This is a genomic window from Georgenia soli (genome assembly GCF_002563695.1).
GTDB classification, from domain to species: domain Bacteria; phylum Actinomycetota; class Actinomycetes; order Actinomycetales; family Actinomycetaceae; genus Georgenia; species Georgenia soli.
This window is the reverse complement of the sequence record NZ_PDJI01000004.1, coordinates 2,105,655-2,119,413: the sequence shown is the minus strand read 5'-3', so window position 1 is coordinate 2,119,413 and position 13,759 is coordinate 2,105,655. Positions and strand designations below refer to the sequence as shown.

14 protein-coding genes and 1 other annotated feature are annotated in these 13,759 nt (G+C 73.9%); of the genes, 8 read left to right on the top strand and 6 right to left on the bottom strand.

The features are described from left to right. Positions 1 to 86: 86 nt before the first annotated feature. A complete protein-coding gene (locus ATJ97_RS10865; protein WP_483866834.1) occupies positions 87 to 785 on the bottom strand; it encodes a TetR/AcrR family transcriptional regulator in 699 nt (232 codons plus the stop codon). A 110-nt stretch (positions 786 to 895) separates the two neighbouring features. Here ATJ97_RS10865 and ATJ97_RS10860 point away from each other — a divergent pair, with 110 nt between their 5' ends. The 3 genes from ATJ97_RS10860 (at position 896) to ATJ97_RS20400 (ending at position 3,575) form a co-directional block, all read left to right on the top strand. Further along, complete coding sequence (locus ATJ97_RS10860) at positions 896 to 1,672, top strand: DUF4386 domain-containing protein (RefSeq protein ID WP_245862384.1); 777 nt, start codon at positions 896 to 898, stop codon at positions 1,670 to 1,672. Positions 1,673 to 1,719: 47 nt separating this feature from the next. Beyond that, a complete protein-coding gene (locus ATJ97_RS10855) occupies positions 1,720 to 2,097 on the top strand; it encodes a VOC family protein (RefSeq protein ID WP_098483756.1) in 378 nt (125 codons plus the stop codon). A gap of 95 nt (positions 2,098 to 2,192) precedes the next feature. Then, complete coding sequence (locus tag ATJ97_RS20400; RefSeq protein ID WP_098483755.1) at positions 2,193 to 3,575, top strand: phosphoribosyltransferase family protein; 1,383 nt, start codon at positions 2,193 to 2,195, stop codon at positions 3,573 to 3,575. A 55-nt stretch (positions 3,576 to 3,630) separates the two neighbouring features. On the opposite strand, the gene ATJ97_RS10845 is transcribed toward ATJ97_RS20400, so the two are convergent. Then, positions 3,631 to 4,107: a GyrI-like domain-containing protein gene (locus ATJ97_RS10845; protein WP_170037383.1), complete on the bottom strand. Its 477-nt coding sequence runs from the start codon at positions 4,105 to 4,107 to the stop codon at positions 3,631 to 3,633. Positions 4,108 to 4,227: 120 nt separating this feature from the next. Here ATJ97_RS10845 and ATJ97_RS10840 point away from each other — a divergent pair, with 120 nt between their 5' ends. Then, positions 4,228 to 4,746: a P-loop nucleotide/nucleoside kinase family protein gene (locus ATJ97_RS10840; RefSeq protein ID WP_098483753.1), complete on the top strand. Its 519-nt coding sequence runs from the start codon at positions 4,228 to 4,230 to the stop codon at positions 4,744 to 4,746. Here the strand turns inward: ATJ97_RS10840 and ATJ97_RS10835 are convergent. After that, positions 4,727 to 5,779: an LLM class F420-dependent oxidoreductase gene (locus tag ATJ97_RS10835; RefSeq protein WP_098485396.1), complete on the bottom strand. Its 1,053-nt coding sequence runs from the start codon at positions 5,777 to 5,779 to the stop codon at positions 4,727 to 4,729. The genes ATJ97_RS10840 and ATJ97_RS10835 overlap by 20 nt on opposite strands. Positions 5,780 to 5,982: 203 nt before the next feature. On the opposite strand from ATJ97_RS10835, the gene ATJ97_RS10830 reads away from it, so the two are divergent. Beyond that, positions 5,983 to 6,582 (top strand): YdeI/OmpD-associated family protein, encoded by a 600-nt coding sequence (locus tag ATJ97_RS10830; protein ID WP_098483752.1) that lies wholly within the window; start codon positions 5,983 to 5,985, stop codon positions 6,580 to 6,582. A gap of 29 nt (positions 6,583 to 6,611) precedes the next feature. Here ATJ97_RS10830 and ATJ97_RS10825 read toward each other — a convergent pair whose 3' ends face one another. The 3 genes from ATJ97_RS10825 to ATJ97_RS10815 all read right to left on the bottom strand — a co-directional run bounded on the left by ATJ97_RS10825 (position 6,612) and on the right by ATJ97_RS10815 (position 10,263). Next, on the bottom strand, positions 6,612 to 8,213 hold the full coding sequence (locus tag ATJ97_RS10825; RefSeq protein ID WP_098483751.1) for an ABC transporter permease: 1,602 nt from the start codon (positions 8,211 to 8,213) through the stop codon (positions 6,612 to 6,614). A gap of 81 nt (positions 8,214 to 8,294) precedes the next feature. Beyond that, complete coding sequence (locus tag ATJ97_RS10820) at positions 8,295 to 9,188, bottom strand: ABC transporter ATP-binding protein (protein ID WP_098483750.1); 894 nt, start codon at positions 9,186 to 9,188, stop codon at positions 8,295 to 8,297. A 151-nt stretch (positions 9,189 to 9,339) separates the two neighbouring features. Continuing rightward, positions 9,340 to 10,263, bottom strand: coding sequence for an LLM class F420-dependent oxidoreductase (locus ATJ97_RS10815; protein ID WP_098483749.1), 924 nt, complete (start codon positions 10,261 to 10,263; stop codon positions 9,340 to 9,342). A gap of 255 nt (positions 10,264 to 10,518) precedes the next feature. Between ATJ97_RS10815 and ATJ97_RS20395 the strand changes: the two genes are divergently transcribed. The 3 genes from ATJ97_RS20395 (at position 10,519) to ATJ97_RS19495 (ending at position 13,710) form a co-directional block, all read left to right on the top strand. Further along, positions 10,519 to 11,907, top strand: a complete 1,389-nt coding sequence (locus ATJ97_RS20395; protein ID WP_245862893.1) for a DUF222 domain-containing protein — start codon at positions 10,519 to 10,521, stop codon at positions 11,905 to 11,907. Continuing rightward, positions 11,813 to 13,032 (top strand): IS3 family transposase gene (locus ATJ97_RS10810; protein WP_425432785.1). Its coding sequence is split into 2 segments (ribosomal slippage): positions 11,813 to 12,041 and positions 12,041 to 13,032, totalling 1,221 coding nucleotides; the frame shifts between segments, so codons are not numbered across the junction. The genes ATJ97_RS20395 and ATJ97_RS10810 overlap by 95 nt, the downstream gene beginning before the upstream one ends. Continuing rightward, positions 12,037 to 12,168: a sequence feature (AL1L pseudoknot), on the top strand. Its footprint overlaps the gene before it by 132 nt. A gap of 186 nt (positions 13,033 to 13,218) precedes the next feature. After that, positions 13,219 to 13,710: an HNH endonuclease gene (locus ATJ97_RS19495; RefSeq protein ID WP_143426991.1), complete on the top strand. Its 492-nt coding sequence runs from the start codon at positions 13,219 to 13,221 to the stop codon at positions 13,708 to 13,710. Positions 13,711 to 13,759: the final 49 nt, after the last annotated feature.

The window sequence follows — 13,759 nt, the reverse complement described above, 5'->3', positions numbered from 1 at the left end:
TGTCCCCGGTTCGTGGCCTGGCCCCGTCGCCGCTCACACCGTACCGGGGACCGCCCATGACCGAAATGTCGTTCGGGGCGGACGCCTCAGGCGCGGGGACGCCAGTCCTGCTGACGGAGCCGCTCGAACCCGTCCAGCAGGAGGTCGAGCGTGAACTCGAACTCGAACTGGTCGTCGCAGCCGCCGCCGACCACGTAGTCCGCGCGGTGGGCGGCTCCGGCACCGGCGATCTCGGCGATGTGCGGCCACCGCGAGGTCACCTGGCGGAACATCGCCTCTCGCAGCGCCGGGTCCTCGGGCGGCGGGGCGCTCGGGAAGACCTCCTGGGTGAAGCCCCACATCCGGCTGCCGAGCGCGTGCATCACGTGATGGGTCAGCTCCGCCGAGAAGCCGCCGGCGCGGAACATCGCCACGAGCGAGTCCATGTGGTCCAGCACCGCCGGTGAGGCGCCGGTGCGCGTCTCGATGACGGGCCGCGCCCACGGGTGACGCAGCAGCACCCGCCTCGCGGAGAGCACCCGCTCCCGCACGGCGGCCCGCCAGTCGGCCGCCTCCAGGGGCGGGTCGATCTCGGAGACGACGACGTCGACCATGCCGTCGAGGAGCTCCTCCTTGTTGGCCACGTGCTTGTAGAGCGCCATCGGGACGACGCCCAGGCGCTGGGCCAGGCGGCGCATGCTCAGCGCCTCGATGCCCTCCTCGTCGGCGAGGGCGACGCCGGCCCGCAGCACGCGGTCCCGGCTGAGGGGGCGTCGCGTCGTCCCGACCTGAGAAGCCTCCATCATTCCCCCGCCTTCCGATCAGTCGACCAAACCCCTTGACGAGTGTACTGCGTACACCTATCTTCTGGGTGTACGGCGTACACCTGCCGTGCCCCACGAGAGAGAAGACCGACATGGCCCCCACCGCGCCCACCGAGACGCCAGCCAGAACCCGCATGAGCTCGCCGAGGAAGATCGCGCTGCTGGCGGGTGCGCTCTACCTGACCACCTTCCTGGCGTCGATCCCCGCCGTCTTCCTGCTCGACCCGGTGCTGAACGACCCGAGCTACATCGTCGGGCCGGGCCAGGACACACGCGTCCTTCTCGGCGGCCTTCTCGACATCGTCAACGCCCTGGCCTGCATCGGCACCGCCGTCGTGCTGTTCCCCGTGGTCAGGCGGCAGAGCGAGGCTCTCGCCCTCGGCTTCGTCGCGGCCCGGATCCTCGAGGCCGCGATCATCTTCGTCGGCGTCATGAGCCTCCTCGCGGTCGTCACCCTGCGGCAGGACCTCGGCGGCACGGCCGGTGCGGACGCGGGATCGCTGATCGCCGTCGGGGCGGCGCTCGTCGCGGTCCGTGACTGGTCCTTCCTGTTCGGGCCGGGCCTCGCCGTCGCCAACGCCCTGCTCCTGGGCACGCTGATGTACCGGTCCCGGCTCGTGCCGCGCGTGATCCCGCTGATGGGTCTCGTCGGGGCGCCGCTGCTCCTCGCGTCCAACACCGCGACGATGTTCGGCATCAACGACCAGTTCTCGCTGCTGTCCCTGGTCGCTCTGCCCGGGATCTTCTTCTGGGAGCTCTCGCTCGGCGTCTACCTGGTGGTCAAGGGGTTCAGGCCCTCGCCCCTCACCGAGGCACCGAGCGTCGGAAGCGGGTCGGGCTCCGGAGACATGCGCGCCCTTGCCCGCTGACGAGGACCTTCCGTAGCGTGACGGTCCTGACGAGGGAAGGGACGACGATGTCCGGTGAGCTGGCCTTCTTCGAGCTCGGCGTCCAGGACGCCGCCCGCGGTCGCAGGTTCTACGAGTCGCTGTTCGGCTGGGCGTTCTCGCGCGGCCCTTCCGGCGGCGACGGCGGCATGATCACCACGCCCAACGTGCCGGGCGGGATCCACGGCGGCGACGCCGGCGCGTCGCCGTACCTGTTCTTCCGGGTCGACGACATCGACGCCGCCGTCGCCCGGGTCCGCGAGCTCGGCGGGTCGGTGGACGGCACCGACGTCGAGGGCGACGAGGAGGTCCAGGCCTCGTACGGCCGCTTCGTGCTGTGTCGGGACGACCAGGGCTCGCCGTTCGGGCTCTACCAGGCGCCGAAGGGATCAGCGACGACGGGCTGACGCCGCGGCACGCGCGTCGACCTGCTGCGCCGCGGGTCACGCCGTGCCTACGCTCGCCTCGTCGGCCGGGGCGCCGACGGGCAGGGGACGGAGCAATGACGCGCCAGGAGCCGTACGCCGACCGTCGCGAGGCCGGGCGGGACCTCGCCGACCAGCTGGCCGAGTACGCGGGTCGGGACGACGTCGTCGTGCTCGGCCTGCCACGCGGCGGTGTCCCGGTGGCCGCGGTGGTCGCGCAGGCCCTGGGGGCGCCGCTCGACGTGGTGGTGGTGCGCAAGCTCGGCGTGCCGGGCCAGCCCGAGCTGGCGATGGGCGCCATCACCGGCGTGGGCGAGGACGTGGTGCTCGTGCGCAACGAGCGCGTCCTCGGGCACACCGGGGTGCGCGAGCACGCGTTCCAGCGGGTGCTGACCGCGGAGCGTGCCGAGCTGCGACGGCGGGAGGAGCTCTACCGCGGTGACCGCCCGCCGGTGCCCGTGCGCGGCAAGGTGGTGATCCTGGTCGACGACGGGCTCGCCACGGGGTCGTCCATGCGGGCGGCCATCGCGGCGCTGCGCCGCCAGGAGCCCGCGCGGCTCGTTGTTGCCGTGCCCGTGGGGTCGGCGTCGAGCTGCGCGGTGGTGGGCCAGGAGGCCGACGACGTCGTCTGCGCCTGGGCGCCGGAACCGTTCTACGGGGTGGGGCAGGGCTACTACGACTTCTCCCAGACCTCCGACGCGGAGGTGCGGGACCTGCTCGCCACCTCGCGCGCGCAGTGGGACAGTGCCGGGCGTGACGACGGCGCACCACGCGCCGGCGGCGACGCCGCGCCCCGCGGGGACCGGCCGGTCCTCGAGGACGCGGTCCGGATCCCCGTGGGCTGGGCGACCCTCGACGCCGACCTCACCGTGCCGGGGAGGCCGCGGGCCGTCGTCGTCTTCGCGCACGGGTCGGGCAGCGGGCGCCACAGCCCACGCAACCGGCACGTGGCCGCGGCGCTCAACCGGGCCGGGTACGCGACGCTGCTCATGGACCTGCTCACCGAGGACGAGGAACGCGTCGACCTGCGCACCCGTGAGCTGCGCTTCGACATCGGCCTCCTCGCCACCCGCCTGACCGGCGCGGTGGACTGGTGGACGGCGGAGCACGGGACCGACCTGCCGGTGATCACGTTCGGTGCCAGCACGGGTGCGGCGGCGGCGCTGATCACCGCGGCGGAACGCTCCGCCGTCGTCGGCGTCGTCTCCCGCGGCGGGCGGCCCGACCTGGCGGGCGGCGCGCTCGGGCGCGTCGTCGTGCCCGTGCTCCTCGTGGTCGGCGGCCTCGACCACCAGGTGCTCGACCTCAACCGGCGGGCGGCGGCCGCGATCCCCGGACCGGTGGAGCTCGACGTCGTCCCGGGCGCCACGCACCTGTTCGAGGAGCCCGGCACGCTCGACGAGGTGGTCCGGCTGACCGTCGCCGCCCTCGACCGGTGGCTGGCGTCCCCGGCCGGCTGACCGCCCCCGTCCGGCTGACCGCTCCCGTCCCGCTGACCGTCGCCGGCCGGCTGAGCTACGGCTCGACCTGCGGCCCCGAGACGGGGAAGACCACGCGGGTGCGCCAGGTGCCGGGGTCCGGGTCGGACTCGGGGCCGGCCTCGTAGATCTCCCACGACTGGTCGAGCCGCTGCAGGTCGTGCTCGGTCATCCAGCGCGCGACGGCCTCGTACGTCTCGGGGAGGCGGTCGTACGTGCCCTCGTGGATCGTCTCGACCGCCCGGGCCGCCGGCAGGGTCTCGCCCTGGACGTCGCCCGACCCGGGGAACGGCTCGCTGACCGGGAAGCCGATCTCGACGTCGACCGTCTCGCCGATGTCGCCGTGATACCGGGCGTAGGGCGCGCCGGCCGGTGCGACCCCGGCCGACTGCAGCGCCTGGAGCACCTCCTGGAAGCGGGTGTCGAAGATGGTGGTCATCTCGTCCATGCGGATCCGCTGGCGCACGCCGGCCACGGCCTGCTCTGGGAGCTCGATGAGGTGGATGTCGCCCATGATCATCTCCTTCGTCGTGCCTCGATGGTGCCGCGAACCCCGGCGTCCGGTCCAGGGCGGCGGATGGTCCCGGACCGGCCGGCCGGGCAGGCTGTGCCAATGGGGGAGGAGCGATGGCCCATGGGGGACGAGCAAGGGCACGACGGAGGCACCCGCCCGGTCGCGGTGCTGACGTGCGGGCCGGCCGGCGCGGGCAAGACCACCTACGCCCGGGAGCTCGAGCGGCAGGGCTACGTGCGGCTCTCCCACGACGTCGAGGTGCGGCGGCGGTTCGGCCGCTACGGCCGCGACACCCCCTTCGAGCGGTTCGAGGAGTACAACGACGCCGTCCGCCCGGTCGTGAAGGAGCGGCTGGCCGAGCTGCTTCGCCAGGGCCGCGACGTCGTCGTCGACCTCTCGCTCTGGCGCCGGGCCGACCGGGACGCCTACAAGGCGATCGTCGAGGCCGCCGGCGGGCGCTGGCGCCTCGTGTACTTCGACGTGGCGCCGGAGGAGCTGCGGCGCCGTCTCCGTGCCCGGCGCTCGCGGGACGACGCCGACGCCTTCCCTGTCCCCGACGAGCTCCTCGAGCGTTTCCTCGCCGGTTTCGAGGTTCCGGCCGGCGAGGGCGAGGAGGTCGTCAGACCTGCAGCGCCCTGACGACGGCGGGCAGGGTCCGAGGGTCCGTCTGGATGATGAGGGTGGTGACAACGCTGGCCTGCCACGCGGCGAGCTGCTCGCGCAGCTGGGCCGGGCTGCCCGCGAGGGCGACGTCGAGCACCAGTTCGGTGGGGACCGCCGCCACGGCGCCGGGGCGGTCGCCGTCGGCCCACCGCCGGGCGATCTCCGCGCACGCCGCCTCGTACCCCAGCCGCTCGACGGCCTCGCGGTGGAAGTTCGTCGACTCCGACCCCATGCCGCCGATGTAGAGGGCGAAGTACGGCCGCAGGGTGTCGGCGGCCTCCTCGACGTCCTTCCCGAGGGCCACCGGCACCGCCGCCGAGACCTCGAACGCCAACGACGGCGACCGCTCCCGTGCCCGGCGCGCGAACCCGGCCGCGAGGTGCTCCGCGTAGGTGGCGGACAGGCGGGGGGAGAACAGGAACGGCAGCCACCCGTCGGCGATCTCGGCGGCCAGCGCCGTGTTCTTGGGACCCTGCGCCGCGAGGTGGATCGGCAGGTCGGTGCGCAGCGGGTGGATGGTGGGGCGCAGCGCCTTGCCCTGGCCGGTGCCGCCCCGCAGCGGCAGCTGGTAGTGGGCGCCGTCGAGCCGGACGGGCTCCTCGCGGCGCAGCACCTGGCGGACGATGTCGACGTACTCGCGGGTGCGCTCGAGCGGGCGCGGGTACGGCTGGCCGTACCAGCCCTCGACCACCTGCGGCCCGGAGGCGCCCAGGCCCAGGACGAACCGTCCGCCGGAGAGGTGGTCCAGCGTCATGGCGGCCATCGCCGTGGCCGTCGGGGTGCGGGCGGACATCTGCGCGACGGCTGTGCCCAGCCGCACCCGCCGGGTGCTGGCGCCCCACCACGCGAGCGGCGTGAGCGCGTCCGAGCCGTAGGCCTCGGCGGTCCAGACGGAGTCGAGCCCGAGGTCGTCCGCGGCGGCGACGGCCTCCGCCGCGCCGGTCGGCGGCCCGGCCGACCAGTAGCCGGTGGAGAACCCGAGGCGGAGCGGGGTGGCGTCGTCGTCCATGGCGAGCATCATGCCCGACGGCGAAGGTCGCCAATTCCCTTGGCCGCCCGTCCCGCACCCGCCACACTCGGTGAGAGGTCATCTCCTCGGTCAGAAGTCATCTTCTCCCTGACGACTTCTCGCGGAGGACTTGACGCCTCGCGGAGGACTTGACGACTCACGGAGGAGTTGACGACTCGGCGCGTGACGGGAGGAGGACGGGGATGACCGAGGACGAGCTGGTACTGCCCGACGTGGCCGCCTGGCGTGCGTGGCTGGCGGAGAACCATGCCTCCAGCGACGGTGTGTGGCTCGTCGTCGGCAAGAAGAACGGGACGACGACGGCCCTCACCTACGAGCCCGCCGTGCTCGAGGCTCTGTGCTTCGGCTGGATCGACGGCCAGGCCCGGCGCCGCGACGAGCACACCTACGCGCAGCGGATGACCCCGCGGCGGCCGAGGAGCCCGTGGTCGGCCAGCAACGTCAGGCGCGTCGCCGAGCTCGAGGCGGAGGGCCGGATGACGGAGGCCGGGCGTGCGGCCGTCCGCGCCGCCCAGGCCGACGGGCGCTGGGACAGGGCGTACGTGGGGCAGGCGGACGCCGAGCCGCCCCCGGACCTGGTCGCGGCGCTCGACGCCGAGCCGCGGGCGCGGGCGATGTTCGACATCCTGACGAGGTCGAACCGCTTCGCCGTCATCTACCGGGTGACCGAGGCGAAGCGGCCCGAGACACGGGCGCGCCGGATCGCGGGATTCGTCGAGTCGCTCGCGCGCGGCGAGCCGCCGTACCCCCAGAAGCGGCGGCTGGAGGACCTGCCCGGCTGACGGTGCGTCCGCCGAGCCGGCCTCCGCGGTCAGCTCGCGGCGAGGTCCCGACGGCGGTAGCCCACCAGGCCGAGCACCACGAGCCCGGCGGCGATCGCCGCCGTGACCAGGACCGGCGTCCAGCGCATCGCCTCGACCGGCAGCTGCGGCAGCTGCGCGAACGGCGTCAGCTCGAGCAGCCAGTCGGGCAGGTTCAGCAGCGCCCCGATCCACGTGACCACCAGGGACCATCCGACCACCAGCCAGGCCACCCACCCGAGGCGCGGCAGCCAGCCGAGCAGCAGCATCCCCAGGCCCGCCACCAGCCACACCCCGGGCAGCAGGGCCGCCGCGCCGGAGACGACGTCGCCCACCACGCCGGGGTCGCCGTCGGCGACCGCCTGCGGCACGGCCATCAGCGCACCGCTCGCCAGGATCAGCACGGTAGGCACCACCAGGGCCAGCTGGAGGTGCGAGCCGGCGAACCCGGTGCGCCGCACCGCCGTAGAGAGGACCACCTCTGCGTGGCCCGCGGTCTCCTCCTGGTGCAGCCGCCCCAGCAGCTGCAGCCCGAGCGCCGCCACGACGAGCACCACGATGCTGAGCATGGCCACGAAGAACCCCTGGGTGAGCTCCTCGGCGCCGGCACCCATCCGGCGCAGGACCATCTCCAGGCGCGGCACGTCCTGGAACATCGACGAGAAGCTGGTGGTCAGCGAGCCGATGGCCACCGAGAACACCAGCAGACCGATCGTCCAGCCGAAAATGGTGCCGCGCTGCAGCCGCCACGCCAGCCCGGCGGGGGAGGAGAGCAGCGCGCCGGCCCCCGGCGGGCCCGGGCGGGGCGGCCATGGCCCGGAGCCGTGGTCGCGCCGGGCCTCCAGGCGCACCGCGAGAGCCACCAGCACGGCGGTCAGGGCGGCGGGGAGCAGGAGGACCCACCAGCGCTCGTCCGCGTAGGGGCGCGCCAGCGCCATCCACTCCACCGGCGAGACCCACTGCAGGCGACGCACCGGGGAGTCCGCGGCGACGCCGTCGGCCAGGGCGCGGAGCAGGTAGGCCGCGCCCAGCACCGCGAGGGCGATCCCGCGCGCGGTGCGGGCGGAGCTGGTCAGCTGGGCCGCGAACGCGCCGACGCCCACGAAGACCGCCGCGGTCAGCGCCATCCCGAGCCCGAACGCCACCGAGCCGGTCGCGTCGGTCCCCGCGCCGGCCATGCCGGCGGTGACCAGCACCCCGAGCACCGCGCACGCGGCCAGACTTACCAGGACCGCGGCGACCAGCGGGACGTGACGCCCCACGACGCCGGAGCGGACCAGCTCCGTGCGGCCTGCCTCCTCGTCGGCCCGGGTGAGGCGGACGGTCGCGAGGATCGCCATCACGCCGGCGACCGTGGCGACGAAGGTGCCGACCCGCCAGACCGTGAACCCGCCGGGCTCCACCAGCGAGAACGGGGGGCCGAGCATCGCCCGCATGGTGGGGTTGTTGGACAGCCCCTCGATGATCGGTCCAGCCTGCACCGGGTCGGGGATCACCTGCTCGTAGGCCGTGGCCGTGGCGGGCACGACGACGAACAGCCCGAGCAGCCACACCGCCAGGTACAGGCGGTTGCGCCGGGCCCCGAGCCGGACCAGCGTGCCCAGGCCGTTCATGGCGCCAGGCCGCTCATCGTGCCGCTCCGTTGATCGCGCTGCGCCGCTCATCGGGCTGCGCCGCTCATCGGGCTGCGCCGCTCATCGCACGGCCGGGGCGTCCTGGTAGTGGCGCAGGAACAGCTCCTCCAGCGTCGGCGGGCTGGAGGAGAGGCTGCGCACCCCGAGGGCGCCGAGACGGGCGACCAGGCCGGCCAGGGCGGCGTCGTCGACCTGGCACGCGAGCCGGTGGCCGTCGACGACGGCGTCGTGCACCCCGGAGAGCCGCACCAGCTCGTCCGGGACGGGCCCGGGCAGGTCCGCCACCACCTGCGTCCGGGTGAGGTGACGCAGCTGGGTCAGCGTCCCGCTCTCCACCACCCGGCCGGCCCGGACGATGCTGACCCGGTCGCACAGGTGCTCCACCTCGGAGAGGATGTGGCTGCTCAGCAGCACGGTGCAGCCCTCCCGGCGCTCCAGCACCACGCGGCGGAACTCGGCCTCCATGAGCGGGTCGAGGCCGGCGGTGGGCTCGTCGAGGAGCAGCAGCTCGACGTCGGAGGCCAGCGCCGCCACGAGCGCCACCTTCTGCCGGTTGCCCTTGGAGTAGGTCGCGCCCTTCTTGCGCGGGTCGAGCTCGAAGCGCTCGATCAGGGCGTCGCGGCGAACCGGGTCCAGGCCGCCGCGCAGCCGGCCGAGCAGGTCGATGACCTCGCCGCCGGTGAGGTTCGGCCACAGGGCGACGTCACCCGGCACGTAGGCCAGCCGCCGGTGCAGCTCGGGCGCCTGCGTCCACGGGTCGCCGCCCAGCAGCCGCAGCGTCCCGGCGTCGGCGCGCAGCAGCCCCAGGAGGAGGCGGATGGTGGTCGACTTGCCGGCGCCGTTCGGCCCGAGGAGACCGTGCACCTCACCCTCGGCCACGTCCAGGTCGAGACCGTCCAGCGCGACGGTGTGCCCGAACCGCTTGACCACGTCCCGGATGGCGACGGCGCCCATACGGCCGACGCTACTCCGGCGGCCGGGCCGCCAGGTCGGCTTCGCCGTCGGCCCTTCGGGGGTTCGAGGTCGCCCGCCCGCGCGCGCCGCCGGGCGTCGCGCAGCCCGGGCTCGCAAGGTCTCGCGCAGCCCGGGCTGGCCATGTTTTGCCCTAGTCGAGCTTGGCCATCACCTCGGAGGCGATGAGGTCCAGGTGCTCGAGGTCGGAGATGTCGAGGCACTGCAGGTACACGCGGCTCACGCCGATCTCCGCGAGGGCGCCGATGCCGTCGAGGACCTCGGCCGGGCTGCCGGCGAGGCCGTGCTCGCGCAGCTCGGCGGGCTCGCGGCCGATCGCGTCCGCCCGGCGCTGCACCTCGGCCTCGTCGGAGCCGACGCAGGCCACGAACGCGACGGAGTAGGTGAGGTCGTCGGGGTTGCGGCCAGTCTCCTCGCAGGCGTCACGCACGCGGGCGATCTGCGGGGCGATCGTGTCCTTCTCCGGGAAGGACTGGTTGTACTCGCTCCCGAACCGGGCGGCCAGGCGCGGGGTGCGGCGCGGGCCGTTGCCGCCGACGACGATCGGGACCGGCGACTGCGCGGGCTTGGGCAGTCCCGGGTTGTCCGACAGCTGGTAGTGCTTGCCGTCGAAGCTGTAGCGCTCGCCGACCGGCGTGGACCACAGGCCGGTGACGATCTCGAGCTGCTCCTCGAGCATCCCGAACCGCTTCTCCGGGAACGGCACGCCGAGCATGGAGTGCTCCTCCGCGAACCAGCCGGTGCCGAGGCCGAGCTCCACGCGCCCGCGGGACATCTGGTCCACCTGGGCCACCTGCACGGCGAGGATGCCGGGGTGGCGGAAGGTCGCCGAGGAGACGAGGGTGCCGAGGCGGATCCGCGAGGTCTCGCGGGCCAGGCCGGCCAGCGTGGTCCAGGAGTCCGTGGGACCGGGCAGGGGGTCGCCGTCGCCCATGCGCAGGTAGTGGTCCGAGCGGAAGAAGGCGTCGAAGCCGAGCTCGTCGGCGCGCTGCGCCATGGCGAGCTGGTCGTCGTAGGAGGCGCCCTGCTGAGGCTCGGTGAAGATGCGAAGGTCCATGCCCCCAACCCTGCCAGCAGCCCGGTCACGTCGCCGACCGGGGCCGGTCGCTGGACCGGGCCAGCTCGCGGGAGATGCCATTCCTCTTCGGGTGAGGCGTGCGCGAGGTCCGAGGTTTCCGGGGGTGTTCGAGATGCCCGTAGATTCCGTGTGAGCGTGAGCGACCACCATCAGGATCGCGCCTGGGTGCCACCGTTTCCACAGCGGACCACCTTGTCGGGGCCGATGTCAGTGGGTCGCACTAGTGTTCGATACATGGATGCGGAGCGGGGTCGGCAGGTTGGCGGGTGGTGCTGCCCGGAGGACGGGTGGCGTGGCCCGTGCGCGCATCTGCGGGCCCTGGCCGGGCGGGCGGGCGCGGAGGAGCGCGTGGCCCGGGCGCGGGAGCTGTCGACCGTGGGGCTGGCGGGGCTGGGGGTGCTGCTCGAGGCCGGGGACCCGTGGGCGCAGGAGGTGCTGGCGGACCTGATCGGCCCGGACGACTCCCCGGCCACGGCCACTCCGACGTGCGACGGCGAGGGCGGGGCCGTGCTGGCGGGCCTGGCGCCGGCCGGGTTCACCCGCACCGGCGCCCTCCCGGACGACGACGCCGGTCACGGCAACGACGCCGCCGACGAGCCCGGCACGGGCACCGGCGGGACCGCGTGCCAGGTCGCCGGGGCCGGCGACCCCACCGGTGACACCGACGCCAGCGGTGAGTCGGACGCGGATGACGCGGAGGGGGTCGGGCCGGCGTGGTCGCGGGCGTTGCGGCGGCGGATGGAGACGGTGTTCGACCCGGGGGAGGACGTCTCGGTGCTCGGGGTCGGGATCGCGGCCCTGGCCGGGATGCGCGCCGGGGCCGACCTGGCCGCGGTGCTGACCGGCACGCACACCCGCACCCTGGGGCGGGCGGCGGGGATCGAGGTCCTCGCCGCCCACCGCCGCATCGAGAGCTGGGCCGCGGGGCAGGTCGCCCGCGCCGCCGCCGGCCTGTCCGACGCGGCGACCTTCTTCGCCCACCCGGCGGTCGAGAAACCGGTGGACGTCACCGCCGAGGAGATCGCCATGCGCCTGGCCGTCTCCCGCCAGGAGGCCCGCACCCTCATCACCGTCGGGCACGGCCTGACCCGCACCTTCACCGAGACCGCCGCCGCCGTGGCCGCCGGGGTGGTGGACTACCCCAAGGCCCGGGCCATCGTGACCACCCTGGCCACCTCCCCCGTCCCCGTCGCCGTCCAGGTCGAGCACGACGTGCTGGAGGAGGCCGACGGGCGCACCGTGGCCCAGGTCCGCCGCGACCTGGCCAAGGCCCTGGTCACCGTCGACCCCGCCGACGCCCAGGCCCGTCACGCCCGCGCCCGGGCGAAACGGCACGTCAACCACACCCGGGCCCTGCCCGACGGGATGGGCTCGATCTACGCCGTCCTGCCCGCCCAGGACTGCGTCCAGGTCGACCTGACCCTGAACCGCCCCGGGTTCCGTGGAGGGTTCCTTCCTTGGAAGGATCGATCTCATGTCGAAGACGACGAAGCGGTACCCGGAGGAGCTCAAGCAGCGCGCTGTGCGCATGGTCCTGGAGCACCGGCAGGACTACACCAGCGAGTACGAGGCGATCAGGACGATCGCGGAAAGGCTGGGGGTCGGGCACGAGACGCTGCGTAAGTGGGTGCGCCGGGCCGAGGTCGACGCCGGCGCAAGACCCGGGGTGACCAGCGCCGAGGCGACGCGGATCAAGGAGCTGGAGAAGGAGAACCGCGAGCTGCGGCGGGCGAACGAGATCCTGAAGTCCGCGGCGTCTTTCTTCGCGCGGGAGCTCGACCCGCCACAGCGGTGATCTGCCGGTTCATCGACGAGAACCGGGCCAGGTTCGGGGTCGAGCCGATCTGCCGCGTGCTGACCGAGCACGGCTGCAAGATCGCCCCGAGCACCTACTACGCCTACCGCTCCCGCCGGCCCGCGGCGCGGACCGTCTCCGACGCCACCGTCCTGCACGAGCTGCGCCGGCTGCGCCTCGACGCCCACGGCCGCCCGACCCCGGAGAGCCTGTACGGGTACCGCAAGACCTGGCACGCCCTGCGCGCCCGCGGCGTGACGGTCGCCCGCTGCACTCTCGAGCGGCTCATGCGCGAGCACGGGATGCGCGGAGCGGTGCGCTCGGGGAAGGTCCGCACCACCGTCCCGGGCAAGGACGGCAGCCGGGCCGGGGACCGGCTCAACCGCGACTTCACCGCCGCGGCCCCCAACCTGGTCTGGGTCGCCGACTTCACCTACGTGCGGACCTGGGCCGGGTTCGTCTACGTCGCCTTCGCCGTCGACGTCTTCTCCCAGGCCGTCGTCGGCTGGCACGCGATGACGACCAGGCACACCGACCTGGTGCTGACCTGCCTGCGCATGGCCACCTGGGCCAGGAGCCACCAGGGACACCCCGTCACCACCGGGCTGATCCACCACTCCGACGCCGGCAGCCAGTACACCTCGCTGCGCTTCACCGAGCACCTCGACCTCGAGGGCATCGCACCCTCGATCGGCAGCGTCGGCGACGCCTACGACAACGCCCTGATGGAGTCGATCGTCGGCCTGTACAAGACCGAGTGCATCAAGCCCGACGTCTTCCACGCCGGCCCCTACCGGTCGATCGCCGACGTCGAGTACGCCACCATGGCCTGGGTCGAGTGGTACAACACCCGACGACTCCACTCCGCGCTCGGCTACCTCACCCCGACCCAGCACGAAGCCAACCACTACGCCAAGCACGACTCCGTCCAGCCGGTCGGAGCCAACAACTGAACTCTCCACGGAACCCGGGGCGGTTCAGAGCCGTCCGACGCCGACCTCGACACGGGCGCCGAGCGCGCCCCCGGAACCGGCGCCGCCACGACAGCCACGGACACCGCCGGCGCCGACCCGGCCAGCACGGACCCCACCGACGCCGAGGGGGCCGAGGGAGCCGAGGGGGCCGAGGACGAGCAGCCCATGGAGGCGGCCCACCTCGACGGGTACGGCCCCATCACCCCCGACATCGCCCGCGCCCTCGCCGCCGGCGGCACCTGGCGCCGCCTGATCACCGACCCCCTCAGCGGCGTCGTCACCGACCTCGGGCGCACCCGCTACCGACCCCCCGCCGCCCTCCAGGACCTCGTCCGCGCCCGCGACACCACCTGCGTACGCCCCGCCTGCACCGTCCCGGCCCGCCGCGCCCAGATCGACCACACCAAAGCCTGGTCCGCCGGCGGCACCACCGCCCTCCACCAGCTCGGCTCCATGTGCAACCGCGACCACACCACCAAGACCGTCGGCGCCTTCCACGTCACCCAGCCCGAACCCGGCATCTTCGTCTGGACCACCCCCTCCGGCCACACCTACCGCCGCGAGACCAACGGCACCACCACCCTCATCGCCATCGGTCCGCCCCTCCACAGCGTCCCCGAACCCCTCCACGACCACGACGACCCGCCGCCCTTCTGAGCACGAGCAAATTGGATACAAAGGGCGGCCAGCGGCCGCGTAGGCTCGA